Annotated in this window: 13 protein-coding genes; 8 read left to right on the top strand and 5 right to left on the bottom strand. The window is 61.3% G+C overall.

Annotation, left to right across the window (positions count from 1 at the left end):
• Positions 1–89: 89 nt before the first annotated feature.
• Positions 90–1,193, bottom strand: a complete 1,104-nt coding sequence (locus tag FYJ85_RS13390; protein WP_154419155.1) for a DUF362 domain-containing protein — start codon at positions 1,191–1,193, stop codon at positions 90–92.
• A gap of 102 nt (positions 1,194–1,295) precedes the next feature.
• Between FYJ85_RS13390 and FYJ85_RS13385 the strand changes: the two genes are divergently transcribed.
• The 6 genes from FYJ85_RS13385 to FYJ85_RS13360 all read left to right on the top strand — a co-directional run bounded on the left by FYJ85_RS13385 (position 1,296) and on the right by FYJ85_RS13360 (position 10,213).
• On the top strand, positions 1,296–2,186 hold the full coding sequence (locus FYJ85_RS13385; RefSeq protein ID WP_154419153.1) for an Hsp33 family molecular chaperone HslO: 891 nt from the start codon (positions 1,296–1,298) through the stop codon (positions 2,184–2,186).
• Positions 2,187–2,387: 201 nt separating this feature from the next.
• Complete coding sequence (locus tag FYJ85_RS13380; RefSeq protein WP_154419151.1) at positions 2,388–3,509, top strand: GntR family transcriptional regulator; 1,122 nt, start codon at positions 2,388–2,390, stop codon at positions 3,507–3,509.
• Positions 3,510–3,740: 231 nt separating this feature from the next.
• The gene (locus FYJ85_RS13375; protein WP_106055820.1) at positions 3,741–4,529 is read left to right on the top strand and encodes a DUF1559 family PulG-like putative transporter; all 789 of its coding nucleotides are present in this window, start codon (positions 3,741–3,743) and stop codon (positions 4,527–4,529) included.
• Positions 4,530–4,569: 40 nt separating this feature from the next.
• The gene (locus FYJ85_RS13370) at positions 4,570–5,358 is read left to right on the top strand and encodes a DUF1559 family PulG-like putative transporter (protein ID WP_154419175.1); all 789 of its coding nucleotides are present in this window, start codon (positions 4,570–4,572) and stop codon (positions 5,356–5,358) included.
• A gap of 51 nt (positions 5,359–5,409) precedes the next feature.
• The gene (locus tag FYJ85_RS13365; protein ID WP_154419149.1) at positions 5,410–6,168 is read left to right on the top strand and encodes a DUF1559 family PulG-like putative transporter; all 759 of its coding nucleotides are present in this window, start codon (positions 5,410–5,412) and stop codon (positions 6,166–6,168) included.
• A 121-nt stretch (positions 6,169–6,289) separates the two neighbouring features.
• Positions 6,290–10,213 (top strand): endo-1,4-beta-xylanase, encoded by a 3,924-nt coding sequence (locus tag FYJ85_RS13360; protein ID WP_154419147.1) that lies wholly within the window; start codon positions 6,290–6,292, stop codon positions 10,211–10,213.
• Between the two features lie 147 nt (positions 10,214–10,360).
• On the opposite strand, the gene FYJ85_RS13355 is transcribed toward FYJ85_RS13360, so the two are convergent.
• The 4 genes from FYJ85_RS13355 to FYJ85_RS13340 all read right to left on the bottom strand — a co-directional run bounded on the left by FYJ85_RS13355 (position 10,361) and on the right by FYJ85_RS13340 (position 15,985).
• Positions 10,361–12,238, bottom strand: a complete 1,878-nt coding sequence (locus FYJ85_RS13355) for an alpha/beta hydrolase family protein (RefSeq protein ID WP_154419145.1) — start codon at positions 12,236–12,238, stop codon at positions 10,361–10,363.
• 72 nt (positions 12,239–12,310) lie between these two features.
• The gene (dinB, locus tag FYJ85_RS13350; RefSeq protein WP_106055638.1) at positions 12,311–13,381 is read right to left on the bottom strand and encodes a DNA polymerase IV; all 1,071 of its coding nucleotides are present in this window, start codon (positions 13,379–13,381) and stop codon (positions 12,311–12,313) included.
• A complete protein-coding gene (locus tag FYJ85_RS13345; protein ID WP_154419143.1) occupies positions 13,374–13,736 on the bottom strand; it encodes a hypothetical protein in 363 nt (120 codons plus the stop codon). The genes dinB and FYJ85_RS13345 overlap by 8 nt, the downstream gene beginning before the upstream one ends.
• Positions 13,733–15,985 (bottom strand): APC family permease, encoded by a 2,253-nt coding sequence (locus FYJ85_RS13340; protein ID WP_154419141.1) that lies wholly within the window; start codon positions 15,983–15,985, stop codon positions 13,733–13,735. The genes FYJ85_RS13345 and FYJ85_RS13340 overlap by 4 nt, the downstream gene beginning before the upstream one ends.
• Positions 15,986–16,186: 201 nt before the next feature.
• Between FYJ85_RS13340 and FYJ85_RS13335 the strand changes: the two genes are divergently transcribed.
• Together FYJ85_RS13335 and FYJ85_RS13330 are read left to right on the top strand one after the other, a co-directional pair.
• Positions 16,187–17,359 carry a glycoside hydrolase family 130 protein gene (locus FYJ85_RS13335; RefSeq protein WP_154419139.1) on the top strand — a complete coding sequence of 391 codons (1,173 nt, stop codon included), beginning with the start codon at positions 16,187–16,189 and terminating at the stop codon, positions 17,357–17,359.
• A 17-nt stretch (positions 17,360–17,376) separates the two neighbouring features.
• A complete protein-coding gene (locus FYJ85_RS13330) occupies positions 17,377–18,252 on the top strand; it encodes a nitrate reductase associated protein (RefSeq protein ID WP_106055634.1) in 876 nt (291 codons plus the stop codon).
• Positions 18,253–18,285: the final 33 nt, after the last annotated feature.

Genomic DNA, 18,285 nt, shown 5'->3' with positions numbered 1-18,285 from the left:
CTGCGGTGAAGTCGGCAGCATCCGTCCGGGACACGTTTTTTCCCGACGCTCAGCAGACGCTTCTGCGGGCAAGCCGACTGCCGGCGGGATTATTCAATCTCTTCGAGTGCGTAATCGGCGGTGCCGCAGCCGAGCTCTTCGAGATAACGGACGACGGCATAAGGGTCCTTGTGGTGAATCCGCTCGAACAGGTGCAGCGAACGGTCTTCAAGCAGATCCCAGCCCTCCGGCAGCGACTTCGGGATCAGCTCTTCGCGGTTGATCAGGTCGAGGGTGGCCTGTTCGACCGCCACGATATCGCGGCCGGCCAGGATGCCGATATCCGGAATCAGCCGCGGAGTGGTCATGCTCCAGCAGTCGCAGAAGATCGTCGTATCCATCAGCATATTGATGAAAAGCCGGCGGTTCTCCGGAAACTGTTCGAGCAGTTTTGCACTGGTCATGGCCATTCCCTTCTGGAAGTCGAGATAGCCGCCGGCGGTCATGGTGATCGCCTGCTCCGGACAGATCAGGACGCAGTGCTGGCAGAACTTGCAGTTGTGATAGAAAACATCGAGCCTGCCGTTTTCGTCGAACTTCATGGCGCCGTTCGGACAGTTTGCAATGCAGCTGCCGCAGTGCGAGCATTTCTCCTCCTTCCAGACCAGGCCGCCCTCGAGCCCGTGCAGCATCTGGCGCATTTTGTCCGTCACTGCGCCCATCGAGAGATTTTTCGAAGCGCCGCCGAAGCCGCAGACGCCGTGTCCCTTCACATGCGAGAAGTCGAGCAGGACATCCGCCTTCAGGATCGCGCCGGAGAGCTCGATGCGGTCCATGCCGTGAAAAGGCGGCTCGACCGGAAAGGTTTTGAAATCCCGTTCATCCTCTCCGCAGACCGGAACGATCCGGCAGCCGAAAACCTCTTCGGTATAGCCACGGTCGATCGCGCCGGAAATATCGCGCCGGAGATCGGTGACGAACACTTCCCGGGCTCCCGCCTTCCGCACGGCCTGAATCAGTTTCCGGACGAAAAACGGATGAATCGTCGAAAAACCGCCGCCGCCGCCGAGATGCATCTTCACGGCGACGGTGCGGTTCCCGACGGCGGACGGCAAATCGAGCTTTTCGAGCAAACGCTGAAATTTGTTGCCGATCGAATTGGCCGGCTCCAGTGTTTTCGGGGCGAAAGCGGCAAACAGCAGTCGGGCACTCATTTGATTCCTCGCTTCTTTGTGATATAGTATGATGATGGTATCCCATTAAGATACCGGGTCGAATCCCGTCTGTCAAGAGAATCTGTGCAGGAGAAGCAGAAAATGGAACATGTCGCGCAGGATTACCTGAGCTATGCGGTTGTGAAAGAAGAGGCCGTCCGCCTTGCCGTCGGCAGTTTCCGGGAGCTGGCCTCGGAGACGATCATCCGCCACGATGCCGATCCGGTCGCCGGACGGCTGCTGGCCGACGCCTTCTCCTCCGCCGCGCTGACGGGAACCATGCTCGGGCGCGGGGAGCGTCTGTCGGTCCGGTTCGGTTATGCGGGTCCGGCCGGTTCGATCGTCGTCGACGCCGGTTCGGACGGATGCCTCCGCGGCTTCATCCGCAATCCGCACGTCATGGAAGAGGCCGATTCGGTCGAAGTCGCCTGCGGGGAAGATGGAGCGACGGTCCGGAGCACCCGCTCCCGGCACGGCAGGATTCTCCGCTCCGGCGAGTCGAAAAGCGCTTTCATTCTGCCCTCCTCCGCGCTGGCTTACCATCTCTCCGTCAGCGAGGAGATCGAAAGCGAGCTCCGCTGCGAGATCGAGCTGCAGGCAGACCCGGCCGAACCGGTGAAAAGCGCGCTGGGCGTCCTCCTGCAGGCCATGCCGGGCTGCGACCTGTCCGAGTTCGACCACATGCGCCGGAAACTTCAGATGCCGGAAGCGGGCGAAATCCTCCGCACCCGGTTTGGAAGCGCCCCGGAAGAGGGCGTTCGCCTCCTTCTGGCGTTCCTGCTCGAACGCATGGATCTCCCCGCCTTCCAGCTGCAGCCGCTGCCCGCGGCCCGTTTTCACTGCGGCTGTTCGGCGGAAGCGCTCCGGAAAACCGCGCTGCAGATTCTCGGGCGGGAGGAGATCGAAAAGCTTCTGGCGGAAAATCCGAATCCGGCGCTCCGCTGCCAGTTCTGCAATACGGAATACCACTTTTCCGCCGCCGATCTTCCGTAAGCGCGCCGCCTCAGCCCGGGCGCAATTCACACGTGTATTCAGTCCGGGCCGGATTTTTTTTATTTTTTTTCATTTTCCACTTGCTTTTTTCATCGATTTTGGGTATAATTAAAATGTATCGAAGATCAATACAATCGCAATCGCGCGATTTTTTTTGACGGCAATGTATCGAATGCCGATACAATAAACACGAGGGACAGCATGGTAAAGTCGAGTAAAAGCGATCAGCTCTATCTGCAGCTGCGCCGGCGCATTTCCGCCATGAAGGACGGAGAGCCCTTCCCGACCGTCCGCCAGTTGATGACGGAGTACCAGGTCAGCCAGTCGACTGTCACGCCGGCGATCAATCAGCTGAAGGAAAAGGGGTTGATCGAGGCGTACGTCGGCCGCGGCAGCTTCGTCAGCAAAAAGGACGCGGGCAAACCGCATATGCTGCTTTTGCAGCACAACTGGCCGGCGCCGATTCTGCCGTTCATGGCGGAACGCCTCCGCCGGGCAGCGGAAGAGGACGGGTTTCGGTTCGAACACCGGATTTACGATTATCATGACGATATCACCCTGACGCTTTCGAACTATGAGGCGGATATCATCGTGGTGGACGGCATTGCGGACGACCTGATGACGCCGGAGCAGATCCTGGCGATTTCGCGCTGCCCCGCCCCGGTGATCCTGAGCCGCAACTCAGTGCCGATCAGCCAGATCAATTACGTATGCGGCGACAACGCGGCGGCGGGCGTGAACATCGCGAATTACCTTTTCCGGCACGGACACCGTAAATTCGGGCTTCTGATCAACGAACCGCACCTTTATACCGTCGAAGCCTTCTGCCGCGGTTTCGAAAGCTGCGCAGCATCGAACGGCTGCAGCGTCGAGGTGCTGGACTGCCGCATTCGCCCCGGCGAACGCCCCCATCGGCAGGTGGCGGAGTTCATGAAAGCCTATGCCGCGGGGAAATACGATTTCACCGCCCTGTTTCCGATCAGCTGCGACGGAGCCATTCAGGCGCGCAGATATCTGGAGGAGTACGGCGTGCGCGTTCCCGAGGATTTGAGCATCATCAGCACCGGAACGGTTCCGAGGGTGGAGTGGCTGACGGCGGTGGATTCCGGGGCCGAAGAGTACAGCGGGATCATCGTCCGGATGGCGATCGATATCCTGAACCACGATTCGCAGTACAGGCGGCAGATTGAGTTTCCGCAAAAATTGATCGAGGGTTCCTCGGTCCGCAATCTGAATGAGAGCGCGGCCCTCAGCCATAAAAACGTCGCGGAACGATTTGCCGCCGCGCAGTATGAAAAAACGGTGCAGGCGCATAATAGTTAATCTGTTAAGCCTGTTTTACCGGGATAATGAAACGGAAAAAATTGCATGAAATCAGGTTACAAAAAAAGCAACGATGCAGCCGAAAGCCGTATCGTTGCCGAAAATGGAGATCCTGTGAAAAAGAGCTAATTGATATTCAGTAAGGAAGTTCAAGTGGAATTGTTGTTCTCTCTGACCCTTAACAGATTAACTATTATGAGCCGGTTCAGCAAAGGAAAGGAACGGGAAGCCATGAAAAAAAGCAGATTCACCCTGATTGAGCTCCTGGTGGTCATCGCGATCATCGCAATCCTCGCTTCGATGCTGCTGCCCTCGCTTCAACAGGCGCGGGTTGCTGCCCGGAAAACCGCTTGCACCAACAATATGAAACAGATCGGCAGCGCGCTGTTCATGTACTCCGGCGACCATGAGTACTTTCCGCCGGCCAAAAGCAGCGAAATGGGAAATCTCAATACCCGCGGATGGCACTGGCTGACCATGCCTTACCTCGGTATGGACAACAGCCAGCCGTCCAACTGGGAGGAAGCGGCGAAGCGGCGCGAGAAAGGCGCCCTGCGCTGTCCCGAAATCGCCCTGCCGCAGCCGGGGCTGCTCGACCGCATCAGCTACTCGATGTACGGTTTCGGGCCGCTGGTGGTCTGGTTCGGCTTCACTCCCGCCAAGGCGGAACGCGGCCCGGCAGAGCAGACCACGACGATTTTCGCAACCAAGCCCGGCGCCAGGACGACCAAAGCGGAATCCGGCTGTGCTCCCCTCACCTCGACCATCCCCTTCGTGGCGGAACGGGCGCTCGGTGAAGGCGGAGATTCCTCAGACATCGCTTTTCAGGACGGAAACCAGCTCGGCTATTCGTCGACCGCCTCCAAGTCGGTGGTGGTAATCCGGGGAGATTCGCCCAAAGGGTACAGCTACTTCGATTTCGCCTATCGCCACAAAGGGCGGAAGAACATCCTCTGGTTCGACGGGCACGTGGCGGATGTCGGCCTGGACCAACTCCACTGGACCGGCGTCAAACTGTAAGCGATATCAATCGGCGTTAAAAAATAAAGGCGACTGAAAAATGAAGAAAAACATATTCACCCTGATCGAACTCCTGGTGGTGATTGCGATCATCGCAATCCTCGCTTCGATGCTGCTGCCCTCGCTCAACCAGGCGAGGCAGGCAGCCCGGAAGACCTCCTGCACCAACAACATGAAGCAGATCGGAACCGCGCTGATGATGTATTCCGGCGATTACGAGTACTTTCCGCCGGCCAAAAGCAGCGAAATGGGAAATTTCAATTCCCGCGGCTGGCACTGGCTGACCATGCCCTATCTCGGTTTGGACAACAGCCAGCCGTCCGGTTGGGAGGAGGCGGCGAAGCGGCGCGAGAAAGGCGCCCTGCGCTGCCCCGAAATCGCCCCTCCGCAGCCGGGGCTGCTCGACCGCATCAGCTACGCGATGTACGGATTCGGCCCGATGGTGGTTTACTTCGGCTTCACTCCGGCCAAACTGGAGAGAGGCACGGCCGGCAACAGCACCTCCATCTTCGCCACCAAGCCCGGCGCCAAGGCAACCAAGGCGGAACCCGGCTGCGCTCCCCGGACCTCCACGATTCCCTTTATCGCGGAACGTGCGCTGGATGCGGGCGGCGATGCTGCCGATATCGCGTTTCAGGACGGAAACCAGCTCGGCTATTCCTCGACCGCATCCGCATCCCTGGGAAGGATCAAAGGGGATACGCCGAAGGGATACAGCTACTTCGACTTCGCCTATCGCCATAAAGGGCGGAAGAATATCCTCTGGTTCGACGGCCATGTGGCGGATGTCGGAGTGGACCAGCTCCATTGGACCGGCGTCAAGCCGTAAGCGATGATCTCCTCGAACGTTTCCAGTTCAACAAGATAAGGAAGTGGGAAAATGAAAAAATCAATGTTCACCCTGATCGAGCTCCTGGTGGTCATTGCGATCATCGCAATTCTGGCCGCCATGCTGCTGCCCGCCCTGCAAAGCGCCCGGGAATCCGGCAAAAAAGCCAAGTGCACGAACAATCTGAAGCAGATTTTCACAGGGCTGGCCCAGTATGCCGGAGATTTCGAATATTATCCGGCCGCGAAACCCAAGGTTTACGAGGATTGCAACAAGCAGTGGTGGTACTTCCGGGTCGCCCCGTATCTCGGCATGAACGGGAATCCGAAGACCTGGCAGGAAGCCTCCGCCATCCGCAACGGCGGCGTCTTTCAGTGCGCCTCGCTGAACTGCTCCGGAACGCTCGATTTCAACGGCTATTCGATGAATGACTTCCAGATCAATGTGGACCCGAATGTCTTCGGCATGACTTCGGCGGTCAAGGACCCGGGCGGCAACAACAGCTACTACGTCAAACCCGAAGCAAGGGCGACCCGGAGCTGCACCGGCGCAATCCCGCTGCCGACGCCGTCCATGATCGTCTTCGTCGCGGAAATCGGTCCGACCGACGGCAACGCGAACACGATTCAGCCGAACATCGTCGACGGCGCCGCGCTGAACCGGATCGAATACGAGTGCCTGAACATGGACAGCTATGCCGCCTCGTTCCGTCACAGCAAAATGAAGCCGGTCATGTGGTTCGACGGCCACGTCAGCACCGTCCGCTACAAGGAAGTCAACTTCCAGATGTCCCACAGCCCCTGGATCTGACCGGGACGGCACCGCTCCCCCAAAGCACAACCGCGCATCTCCCTGTTGAAAAACAGGAGATGTTGCGGTATACTGGTACTCACACGGATTTCCGCATAAGATTCAATACGAAAGGCAGTTCATGAAACCAAACCGTTATCAGGCTCTGGCAACGTTCGCGGCAGCGTTCGCCATCGGCGGCCAGCTTCCGGCCGCCCCGGTTCCGTTCGACGGCGGCGTGACCCGCGTCGCACCCGGCATCGAAAACAAGCGGTTCGAAACCGTAAACGGCGTTCTTCCGGTCAGTTGGGACCCGAAAGCGTCACCCTATGTTGAACTTGCGTTCAACAGGACCACCGCCCTGCCCTCCTTCACCCACGCCACCGTGAAAATGATCTTCAAGGCGCCGGCCGGCACGCCGGTCGGCAGGATGGGACTGCGGCTGCTCGATGCGAAGGGCGAAACCTTCCAGTATTCGATCCCGGTCAGGCAGGCCGCGGACGGCACCATCGAGGCGGTCTGGCAGATCGCTCCCGACACCGAATTCATCAGCTGGGGGAACAATGCCGACAAAAAACTCGACCAGCCGGTCCGGATCAATGCGGTGAGCTTCGACTACGACCGCAATGCGGCGCCTTCCGAAATCACGCTTTCGTCGATCGAGGCCGAAACCGAAAATGCCCCGGCCGCCGGACTCGCGGTCGCTCTGAATGCCGGAATCAAAAAATACGTTCCGGGCGGCGGCGCTCCGGCCAACTACGCCTATGCGGCCGGCAAAGGCGTGGAAGTGAATTGGGAACCGGCGAAATCGAAGTACATCGAACTGGTCTTCAACCGTCCGCTCCAGCTCCCGGAGTTCAGCAAGGTTTCGGTGACGGCGCGAATCGAAGCGCCGGCGGGCTGCCCCGTGCGCAGCATCGGGCTGCGGATGACCGACAAGAGCAACGAGACGTTCCAGTTCTCCAAATCCGTGAACTTCGCACAGGGCGGAGTCAGTGAGGTGACCTGGGAGGCTTCCGCCGGACAGTGGCAGAACAGCTGGGGCGGCAACAACGACAAGCAGCTCGACCAGCCGATGAAGGTCTACGGCTTCGGCGTCGATTACTCGCAGAATCTCCCGGAAGCGAGCTTCCGGATCCTGTCGGTGACCGCGGCTGTTTCGGGCGGAGAAAAGACGGTCGCCACCCGGCCGCTCTACGCATTCAACCTGAGCAACTCGTTCAACCGCGTCTGGGGCAGCGGCCAGCCCAGTCTCGGGCCGGGCGGGCTCCTCGTGAACGACATCAAGGGTGAAACTTCGTTCAGTGAACGGATGGGGAGCCTCACCTTCTTCCACTCGCGCCCGTCCGTCCTGAAGCTCGACGCGGCGCTGAACGCCGGAAACGTCAAATGCTACTGGGTGTTCCGCGATGCGGCGAACGCCCAGATCAAAACCGCCGAACTGCCGCTGAAGCAGGGGAACAACCAGCTCTCCTTCAACCTCACCGAAACGCTGGCCGCGGCCAAGCTCCCGGTGCGGGTCGAGCGCTTCGCGCTGGTCAATTCCGGCAATGTGCCGGGATCGGTGCTGCTGACCGGCAGCACGCTCGGCGTCGACCAGCCGCTCACCGAGGCGATCGATTTCACCGTGTTGACCGGCAACGACATCCATGTGCTGAAATCCGGCCAGGAGTCCGCGCTCAAATACATGTTCACGAACACCTCGAATCAGGCCGGGGAGTTCAATATCTCGCTTGATTTCAAGAGCTTCGTCGGCAACACCCACCGCGAAAGCTTCACTGCGAAGCTCCTGCCGGGCGAAATCAAAATCTTCTCAACGGAATGGAAGCCCGAAGTGCTCGGCCACTGGGATGTGACCGCGACCGTGTCGGAGGCCTCGGCCCCGGCGATGCAGAGCAAATCCTCCCGCAGTTTCGCCTATCTGGTTCCCGCCGGCCCGACGCCGGGACGCGCGCCGGGCTTCCTGTTCAGCGTCTGCACCCATTCGGGCCGCTGGAGCATGGTCGATCAGCTCCGGGAGGTCGAAGCCGCCGCGACCTGCGGCGTGAAAGTCGTCCGCGACAGTATCGAATGGGGCGGCATCCAGCCCGAACGCGGCGTCTGGAACTTCGAAAAGATGGACTTCCTCGTCAACGCCTACGAGACGGTCGGCATCGAACACCAGGCGATGTTCGCCTTCACGGCCAAATGGGCCGCCACGCCGGAGAGACAGGCGTCGAAAAACTGGCTCGACTGGAACCGCGGCATGCCGGAACTCAACGCCTGGCGCGAATACGTCCGCACCATGGCCGACCGCTACCGCGGCCGCATCCGCTTCTGGGAGGTCTGGAACGAACCGGATCTCGGCGGCTTCAACCAGATGAGCCTCGAAGAGTACGTCCAGCTCCAGAAAGCGACCTATGAGGAGCTCGCCAAGGCGGTTCCCGAGGCGATCGTCATGACCGGCGGTTTCGCGACCATGACCGACCACCCCGGCAAGAAGAGCCCGACCTTCCACCGCGACTACCTGAAGCTCGCCAAAGGAGCCTTCAAGGTTCACGCCTATCATGAACACGGTTCGTTCCAGCAGTTCGCCCAGGTCGTCGACGAGAAGTTCCTGCCGATGCGCCGGGAAACCGGCACCGAAGTGCCGTGGTACGCGAACGAAACGGCGATCCACTCGCTCAACGGCGCAGAACGCAACCAGGCAATCACGCTGTTCAAGAAACTCCTCTTCGCCTGGAGCCGCGGCTCGATCGGCTACACCTGGTACGATCTGCGCAACGACGGCTACGACCCGGTTGACGGAGAACATAACTACGGCATGGTCACCAACGACTTCCAGCCGAAGCCGGTCTATTCCGCCTACAACATGCTGGCCGGTCTCTACCGGAACATGAAGTATATCCGCCAGTACGATCTCGGCGCCAACCTCTGGGCGTTCGAATTTTCGGACGGCGCCGACACGCTGATCCCGGCCTGGGACGAATCGGGCTTCGGTTCATCGCTGACGCTCGTGGTCAAGTCCAATGCATCGGCTGCCTCGACGGTGGACCTGATGGGCAACGAAAAGCCGCAGCAGCTCCTCGACGGCATGGCGCTCCTGACCCTTTCGCCGATGCCGGAGACGCTGAAACTGACCGGCGCCGCCTCTGCGGAGATCGCCGGACGGCTGCTCGAAGTCTCCGCCGGCGGCGTGGCGATTCCGGGGCATCCGCTCCGGTTCAAGGTCAAGGTGTTCAACCCGCTCAGCAGCGACCGCACGTTCCGCCTGGCGCTGGAGAAGTTCCCGAAGAGCTTCCGTCCGCTCGCGCCGTCGCATGAAGTGCAGGTTCCGGCCGGGAAGACCGCCGAGGTCGAATTCGAACTCGAAGTCGGCAACGACTTCAAGGCGAACTACGGCAGCAGCGAGTCGCTGCTGGTCGCCTATACGCTCGACGGCACGCCGTGGAAGGGGAATCTCGTCGTTCCGGTCAATGCCGCCGTGGCGGTGCCTGCCGGCGACAACTTCAACCGCAAACCCGATTTCGTGCTGAACGACCGCAGCCAGGTCGTCTCGATCACCGCGGCGGATCCGGCGCTGAACCATCGCGTCTGGCGCGATGCGAACGACCTCAGCGCGAAAATTTTCCTCGGCGAAGCGAACGGCAGCTTCCGCCTCCGCGCCGATGTGACGGATGACAGACACAGCCAGCCGTTCGACGGCTTCAATGTCTGGAAGGGCGACAACATCCAGTTCGCCTTCCAGCTTCCGGGCCAGACCGGACACTGGGAAATCGGTCTTTCGCGGCTGGATTCCGGCAAGCCCGAAGTCATCGTCTTCCAGACCCCGACCGGCTTCGATCCGGCCGCGGTGGCGAAGGCGTGCAGACTCGTCACGACCCGCGAGGGCAATGTGACCGGCTACGACTTCACGCTCCCCGGAAACGCGGCCGGCATGACGCCGGAGATGTTCCGCAACGGATTCCGTTTCAACCTGCTCGTGAACGACAATGACGGAGAAGGCCGCGACGGCTGGATCCACATCGCCCCGGGCATCGGAGACTCCAAGAATCCCGATAAATTCCCGTTCGTCGTCTTCGAGTAATCCGCAGACAGACGAAAGCAAAGCCCCGACAGCAATCGCGCTGCCGGGGCTTTTTATATCCGGTCAATCAACGTTCAGCGCTTCCCTCCTCCTGCCGGCTGCGGGACTCCGCGCCCCGTGACGATCGGAAGCGGCCGCCGGCGCGTCCTACCGGATCTTGACTTTATGACCGACCGCCAGCTCCGCGTAGACTTCAGCCAGGTCGAAATGGCGCAGCATGCCGCGCGGCGCAAAGGACTGCGGCTCCCGATAGATCGCCTTGCGGACCAGTGTCCGCATTGAAGCCGGCGCCTCTTCGAGCTCGATCGACTCCCACAGTTCCGGGCCGGCGCAGCAGCCGAACGCCGTGAACAGCGACGACACTCCGCGCCCGATCACCCGGATCGACCGGTATCCGGCCGCCCGCAGCACAGCAAGCGCCGCGAGCACATCCCGGGCGCGGCCGGAAAAAAGCGGAGAATCAAGCATAACTCCGGCCGCATCATAAAAATACTCGGTTCCGTACGGCGTGAAAAAATCCGTATCCCGGTCCCCGGTCAGCGGAAAGCTCTTGCCGAATCCGCGCGCGTCAAGCGTGAAAAGCCGCGACCCGTCCGCCGGAAGCGCGGCCGCGAGCAGCTCTTCCTCCGCATCGCGCGCGGCCACGAGCAGCGTTGCCGCCTCTCCCTCCGGCACGATATTCAGCGGCCGGCAGTCACAGGTGTGCAGAAAGGCGAGAATCCCGCCCTCGCTGCGGACTCCGTAGACGGAGACGACCCGGCCCGGGGCGGGATAGCCGTTGCGCAGAACTTTGTAATCCGGCGTCTCCGCCGGCGGCACGATCCCGTTCGCAGTCAGGAACGCCGGAACCGGCATCGGCTCCCGGACCGGCTCGCCGCACCATGCGGAGAGAAATTCCGGCAGGGTACGGCTGCCCGGAATCCAGTTGACCTGCCCGTCCGGCGCAGCGAAAAGCTCCGGTCCGGCCGACAGCTCTTCGACCTCCCCCGGGATTCCGGCCTCATCCATGAAAAACCGGTACATCGCCCGCCGGTTGCCGGGACCGTAGCCGTGGTCGCCCGGCTCGACGTGAAACGCCAGATGATCGCGCCCGCCGAGCAGTTCGTAGATTCTCCCGGTCTCGGCAACCGCCTCCTTCGTGCCGCGCGGATCGAAAAAGTCGTTGCCGCGCCCGAGGACCAGGCAGGGCGACGGCGCCCGGGTGATCAGGAAATCGGCCATCTCGATGCCGGCAGCCGCAATGCCGGGAACCGCCTGTTCGGCGTCCACCGGCAGCTCATTGTCGAAATTTCGGTGGAAGCTTGTGATGTAACACCCCGGCGCCGCCATGGTCAGACGGTCGTCAAGCGCCCAGAGGTAGGTCGAAAGCGTGCCGCCGCCGGAGTTGCCGGTCACTCCGACGCGGGAAGAATCCGCTTCGGGGCGGCTGAGCAGGTAATCGAGCCCGCGCATCGCATCCCAGACCCGCCAGAAAGCGAAATTGTCGCCGAACAGCCCGAGCATTTTGCCGAGCTGATTGTGCTCGTCACAGCACCGCTCCGAAAAACGGTCGCCCGGCGTACGGATGAACTGCAGCCGTTCCCCCTGCCCGGCCGGGTCCGGCAGCAGTACGATGAAACCGGCGCGGGCGAGCGTCCGGCAGAAAATCCGGTAGGGTTCGCTGCTCTTGCCGTTCTGCGAATGGCCGCACAGCCCGAGCACGGCCGGCAGTTTGCCATCGACCTTTCCGGCCGGGCGGAACAGCAGCGCCGAAGCGAGATAACACGGGCGCGGTTCATAAAGCACCGCCTCGGTCCGCACCCCGTCCGCCTCCTCGGAGGCCGTGACCCGGGCATAGAGCGGCGTGCGCTCTCCCGGCAGGTCGAATGCATCGCGGATCGACTGCCGCACCTGCGACACATAATGCCGCGCCTTCTGCGGCGAATCGACCGCAGCAAGGCGCGACTGCCGTTCCCGGCGAAGGCGCATGAACAACTCACCGTAATAATTCTGAAGCATGTCACTGTAAGCGGGCGGACGAATCATAATGAGCTCTCCTTTGCCATTCAAAATATCACGCCGCCGCAAAAAATCAAGGGGATTCCCCGCTGCGGCGGATCAAAAACGGAATTCCAGCTGTTCGAAACCGGGGTCCGGTTCGGGACCGGAGAAATTACCGACCGTGACGCCGAGCAGCCGGACCGGGCGGCTGGCCAGTTCGGTTTTCGCCGCGAGCCCGACCGCGATTTCTCCGATCTCCGCCCCGCCGCAGACCGGAACATGCAGCGAAAGCGAACGGGTCACCGTCTCGAAATTCTCGTATCTCACCTTGATCGTGACGGTTTTCCCTGCCAGATTCCGCGCCTGCAGGCGGCGGGCGACGCGCCGCGCCAGCTGCCGCAGCATGATCCGGAGCGCCCGCACGTCGGTGCAGTCCTCGGCCAGAGTGATCTCGTGACCGATCGATTTCGGTTCGTCCTCCACCTCGACCGGACGGTTGTCGATGCCGCGCACGATATTGTAATAGAAAAGGCCGGTCTTGCCGAACAGCGCCGAAAGCGTCGCGGCATCGAGCTGCCGCAAATCGCGCCCGGTCCGGATATTCATCCCGGTCAGCTTCGCGGCCGAAACCTTCCCGATACCGTGAAACTTCCCCACCGGCAGAGAATCGAGAAACTCCATCGCCCGCTCCGGCGGAATGACCGTAAGCCCGGCCGGTTTCTTCAGATCCGAGGCGATCTTGGCCAGGAATTTATTGTAGGAGACACCGGCGGAAGCGGTGAGGCCGGTCTTCAGGAAAATTTCCCGCTGGACCGCCCGCGCCAGCCGCGTCGCGCTCGATTCGCTCCGCTTGTTTTCGGTCACATCGAGATACGCCTCGTCGATCGAAACCGGTTCGACCAGGTCGGTCACGGAATAAAAAATTTCGCGAATCCGGGCCGACTCGTTCCGGTATTTTTTCATATCGACCTCAAGATAGACCGCCTGCGGACAGAGCCGCTGCGCCGTCCTCATCGGCATCGCGGAGTGGACTCCGAACGCGCGGGCTTCGTACGAGCAGGTGGAAACCACTCCGCGCCGCTCGGCCGAACCGCCGACGATGACCGGCAGCCCGCGCAGCCCGGGCCGGTCGCGCTGCTCGATAGAGGCGAAAAACGCATCCATATCGATATGAATGATCTTACGCATCCGCTCCTTCCCGCAGGACGAAAAAACGGCATTCGCCGGGGCTCAGCCGGAACTCGGCCGCGTCCCCCTGCGCCAGGTAACAGCCGGTGACCAGCTCACGCCCCGGCAGACTCCAGCGGACCGTCGCCCGTTCCCGCGCAAAAATCGCGGCGAAGCGGCTGTCGCCGATCCATTCAACGCCTGCCGGGACCGCAGCCGCATTCCGGAGCGGCCGGATGGAACGCTCCGCAACGGCGGCAATCGCCTGCGCCGCCGCCGCGGGAAGCCTCGGCAGCACCGTCCCGAGCGCGGCCCGGTCCCCCGCCGCCAGCGCAAGGGCCGCCTGTTCCCAGGCGTCTTTCCCGCGCAGGTTCATGCCAGCAGATCCGCCTCGCCGTTCGATACCACAAGGAAACAGGGCGGCATATTCTTCAGTTCCCGCTCAATCAGGTAATGGTTCACCATCTGGCGGCGCTCTTCGCGCGTATCGTACTCTTCAAACTCGATGAAAACAAGTTCGGCGTTGAAGGAGAAGCGCGGCAGCATGACATGGAGCTTCGCCCCGGGATCGATCCGGACGATCTCGGCGCTGATCCGCGCCTTGTCGAGCACGTGCCGGATCCGTTTCTCCTCCGCCTTCGAATCCATGAGAAAGATGCGCAGCACGCTCTTGCGCCAGCCCCGGTCCAGCTGGACCAGATAAGCGAGGATCGTGATCAGCGAGCCGCCCGCCTGGCTCTGCCACCAGATGTCGATCGTGCCGCCGTCGAACCGTTGCGGAATGAAGCTGCTCGACGCATTGGCCAGAACGATCGCATTCCGGTGAAAGTCGTTGACGATCATCTGCAGATGCCCGTAGAACGGCCGGACCCGCTCCCGCTGGTGCGGCCACCCCATCATGATGATGTTCGGCCGGATCGGGTCGAGCGAATGGCTCTGCAGCACGGTCTGCAGCGCGACGTCGAACTCCGGCGCCACCACCACGGTCGGGAACACCTGCCATTCGCGCTCCCGGATCAGGCCGCGCAGCTCCCGCAGCCGGTCGGTGCGCAGCTTGCCGAAATCATGGCGGTCTTCCAGCTCAATGATCTGAATCATGCTGAGGATGCCGCGGTGCTGGCTCATCAGCATCGCATATTCGACAAGGTCGCCGCGCGTCTCCGGCTCCTCGGTCAGGATCGCGATGGTCGGGCGCCAGTTCTTCGGGTGGAGCGGCAGCCGCGGGAGCGTCAGCAGATTCGAGCGGATGCGCGAATAGACATAGCCGCGCCGCGCATCTCCGTAACCCATCTCTAGATTCCGGTAACGCGACCAGAGGTAGAGCCCGCCGATGATGACCAGCGCCGCCACCGACAGCCAGAGGTCGATCAGGAACGCGGCGATGCAGCAGGCGGCCGCGCCGTAGACGGCGACCGTCCAGTGAAAAAAGCGGAAACGCGGCCGGAACGACGGGTTCGCCCCATGCGATTCGACGAACGCGGCGATATTGATCATCGCGTAGGTGAAGAGGAAGAAGAGCGAAACAAGCTCGCTCATGAGATTGATCGGCGAATGCTCGATATCCGACTCGCTCTGCCCGAGAAAGCCGGCCCAGAGCAGAATCGGCGTGATGATGGCCATCACGACCAGGATCGCCCGGCGCGGCTCGTTCTGAGGACCGACCCCCTGCTTGAAAAAACCGATTCCGGGCAGAACGTCATCGACGCCGAGGCTCTGCAGCACACGGGGCGCGCCGAGCAGCCAGCCGAGCGCGGTCGAAAGCGTCGCGGCCTGCACGCCGGCCAGCACCATGAACCAGAGTCCCCAGAGCGCGTTGGAGGTCAGGATGCGGTACGGCGTCCGGATCATCTCCTCGCGCGGGAAGCAGCCCGCCGCGATCACAATCTGCACCAGGTACAGAAGAACCGCCGTTCCGAGCGCCGCAAGCGTGCCGCGCGGAATCGCAATGTGCGGGGACTTGAGGTCGCCGGACATATTCACTCCGGCCATGATGCCGGTCACCGCCGGAAAGAAGATCGCAAACAGCGGAATCATCGAAACGACCCCCTCCGCGGGAGCGAGATTCCCCCGCAGGTTTTCGAACGAGAAACTGCCGATCGGCCCGAGCAGGAAGACCAGGATCGAAACGCCGAGCACGGCCATGATGAAATACTGCGCCTTGATCGCCCAGTCGGCCCCCTTCCAGACCAGGAAGGCGAGGATTCCGCCGAGGCCGAGATTCAGAAGCGGGAAATACGGCCGCAGCTGCGGCCACTGGGTGACCAGGGACTCCGACGCGCCGAGAATGTTGAACGGAATCGCCAGCGACTGCGACACAAACAGCGTCAGCCCGATCGACGTGCCGAAACACGGCCCCAGCACCCGGCTGATCAGGTAGTAGGCGCCGCCCCCCTTGACCTCGGTATTCGTTGCGATCGCCGCGATCGAAAGCGCCGTCGCCAGCGAAATGCTCGCCCCGACGGCGAGAATGATCAGCATATTGACCAGTCCGGCGCTGCCGAGCACGAAGTTCGTGCGCATGAACATGACCAGACCGAGAATCGTCAGCAGCGCCGGCGTGTAAACTCCGCCGAACGTTCCGAAATTGTAACCGCCCGCCGTTCCGGCGGATTTCGAATTGTCCATCGGGAAGTCCTCCCTTGTTCGCTATCGTGAAATGCATCATTCAAAAATAGCCGTTCCTTCGTTTTTTTTCAACCGGAAATGTTATTTTTCGATAAGAGAATCTTGTATTTTACCGTTCCCGGCGGATATTATAAGAAAGAGAGGCGAATATTCGATTGAATGGATTACTACGCCCGCCAGTCAACAACCGGGAGGTCTTTTATGAGTTTTTACAAAAATGTCGATCTGCTGTTCCGCAAACATGAAAAGCTCGTATCGCGGGAAAATACGATTCTCCCCGGCAACGGTGTGCTGAACCGCTGCAAATATCCGGTTCTGACCTCGCGGCACGTGCCGATCTTCTGGCGCTACGACCTCGATAAAAAGACCAATCCGCTGCTTCTCGAACGGATCGGCTGCAATGCGACCATGAACTCCGGCGCCATCAAGCTCGGCCGGAAGTACTGCCTTGTGGTCCGGGTGGAGGGGGCCGACCGCAAATCCTTCTTCGCGGTGGCTGAAAGTCCGAACGGCATCGACAACTTCCGTTTCCGCGACTACCCGATCACGATGCCGGAGACGGACGAGCCCGACACGAACGTCTACGACATGCGGCTGACCCGCCATGAGGACGGCTGGATCTACGGCATCTTCTGCACCGAACGGCGCGATCCGAATGCGCCCGCGGGAGACCTCTCCAGCGCCGTCGCCGCCGCCGGAATCGCGCGGACGCGCGACCTGGAACACTGGGAGCGGCTTCCGGATCTCAAGTCGAAAAGCCAGCAGCGCAACGTCGTCCTGCATCCGGAATTCGTCGACGGGAAATATGCGTTCTACACCCGCCCGCAGGACGGCTTCATCGACGCCGGTTCGGGCGGCGGCATCGGCTGGGCGCTGATCGATGACATCACGAACGCCGAAGTCACCGCTGAAACCATCATCGACGAGCGCGCCTACCACACGATCAAGGAGGTCAAGAACGGGGAAGGCCCGGCCCCGATCAAAACTCCGATGGGCTGGCTTCACCTCGCCCACGGCGTCCGCGGCTGCGCGGACGGGCTCCGCTACGTGCTCTATATGTACATGACTTCGCTCGAGGACCCGTCGAAGAAGATCGCCAGCCCCGGCGGCTATCTGCTCGCCCCGCTCCGCAAGGAACGCACCGGCGACGTTTCGAACGTGCTTTTCTCGAACGGCTGGATCGCCGACGACGACGGCACGGTCTACCTTTATTACGCCTCGAGCGACACACGCATGCACGTGGCCGTCTCGACCGTCGACCGCCTGGTGGACTACTGCCTCGGCACCCCCGAGGACGGGGGCCGCTCCGCCGCCTCGGTCAACACCCTGAACCGGCTGATCAGGCACAACCTTGAAGTTCTGAAGAAATTCTGAGCGCGGGGAGGCTTTCCATGAACCGTTTTTACGAAGCGTTCATCATCAAACCGGGCCACAAGGTCGATCTCTCCAGGCGGAATCCGGACGAAACGTTCGACTTCAAGGACAAAGAGGCCGCTCTCGAGCTGCTGGCAAAGAACAATCACCGGATCGCCCGGCTTCAGAACGACCTCTACTCCGAGGGCAAGCAGTCGCTTCTCATCGTCCTGCAGGCACCGGACGCCGGCGGCAAGGACGGAACGATCAACAACGTGTTTTCAGCCATGAATCCGCAGGGATGCCGCGTCCAGTCGTTCAAGACGCCGACCAGCCTCGAGCAGTCGCACGACTTCCTCTGGCGCGTCCATCCGGTCGTGCCGCGCCGCGGCGAAGTCGTCATTTTCAACCGTTCGTATTATGAAGCCGTCCTGATCGAGCGCGTGCACAAGTTCGCTACGCCCGAGCAGCTCGAGTACCGGTACAAGGCGATCAACCAGTTCGAGGAGCTCCTCGAGCACAACGGAACGCGGATCGTCAAGTTCTTCCTGCACATCGACAAGGAGGAGCAGCTGCGCCGCTTCGTCCGCCGCCTGAAACGCCCGGAAAAGCACTGGAAGATCTCCGCCAACGACTATCCGGAGCGGCAGTACTGGGACGACTATGTCGAAGCGTTCGAGGTCGCCATGATGAAATGTTCGACCAAAGAAGCGCCGTGGTTTGCGATTCCCGCCAACTGCAAGTGGTTCCGCAACCTCGCCGTCTCCCAGATCATCCTTGAAACCATGGAGTCGATGCGAATCAGGCTCCCGGCGCCGTCGGTCGATCTGCAGGAGACGCGCCGGCTGGCCGCCATCGAGCTCTCCCGCCAGCGCCACGAGCGGAAGAATCGCAAGCCGGCGGCGAAAAAGTAATTGACGCCGTGTGCAAGTTCCCCAGAGTGAGGT

This window comes from Victivallis lenta (genome assembly GCF_009695545.1).
GTDB classification, from domain to species: domain Bacteria; phylum Verrucomicrobiota; class Lentisphaeria; order Victivallales; family Victivallaceae; genus Victivallis; species Victivallis lenta.
The sequence above is the reverse complement of the archived record's forward strand: the minus strand, read 5'-3'. Positions and strand labels throughout refer to the sequence as shown.

Bases quoted from the DNA above. Each gene is read 5' to 3' on its own strand.
- FYJ85_RS13390 (WP_154419155.1), bottom strand. From the start codon at position 1,193: ATGAGTGCCCGACTGCTGTTTGCCGCTTTCGCCCCGAAAACACTGGAG.
- FYJ85_RS13385 (WP_154419153.1), top strand. From the start codon at position 1,296: ATGGAACATGTCGCGCAGGATTACCTGAGCTATGCGGTTGTGAAAGAA.
- FYJ85_RS13380 (WP_154419151.1), top strand. From the start codon at position 2,388: ATGGTAAAGTCGAGTAAAAGCGATCAGCTCTATCTGCAGCTGCGCCGG.
- FYJ85_RS13375 (WP_106055820.1), top strand. From the start codon at position 3,741: ATGAAAAAAAGCAGATTCACCCTGATTGAGCTCCTGGTGGTCATCGCG.
- FYJ85_RS13370 (WP_154419175.1), top strand. From the start codon at position 4,570: ATGAAGAAAAACATATTCACCCTGATCGAACTCCTGGTGGTGATTGCG.
- FYJ85_RS13365 (WP_154419149.1), top strand. From the start codon at position 5,410: ATGAAAAAATCAATGTTCACCCTGATCGAGCTCCTGGTGGTCATTGCG.
- FYJ85_RS13360 (WP_154419147.1), top strand. From the start codon at position 6,290: ATGAAACCAAACCGTTATCAGGCTCTGGCAACGTTCGCGGCAGCGTTC.
- FYJ85_RS13355 (WP_154419145.1), bottom strand. From the start codon at position 12,238: ATGATTCGTCCGCCCGCTTACAGTGACATGCTTCAGAATTATTACGGT.
- dinB (WP_106055638.1), bottom strand. From the start codon at position 13,381: ATGCGTAAGATCATTCATATCGATATGGATGCGTTTTTCGCCTCTATC.
- FYJ85_RS13345 (WP_154419143.1), bottom strand. From the start codon at position 13,736: ATGAACCTGCGCGGGAAAGACGCCTGGGAACAGGCGGCCCTTGCGCTG.
- FYJ85_RS13340 (WP_154419141.1), bottom strand. From the start codon at position 15,985: ATGGACAATTCGAAATCCGCCGGAACGGCGGGCGGTTACAATTTCGGA.
- FYJ85_RS13335 (WP_154419139.1), top strand. From the start codon at position 16,187: ATGAGTTTTTACAAAAATGTCGATCTGCTGTTCCGCAAACATGAAAAG.
- FYJ85_RS13330 (WP_106055634.1), top strand. From the start codon at position 17,377: ATGAACCGTTTTTACGAAGCGTTCATCATCAAACCGGGCCACAAGGTC.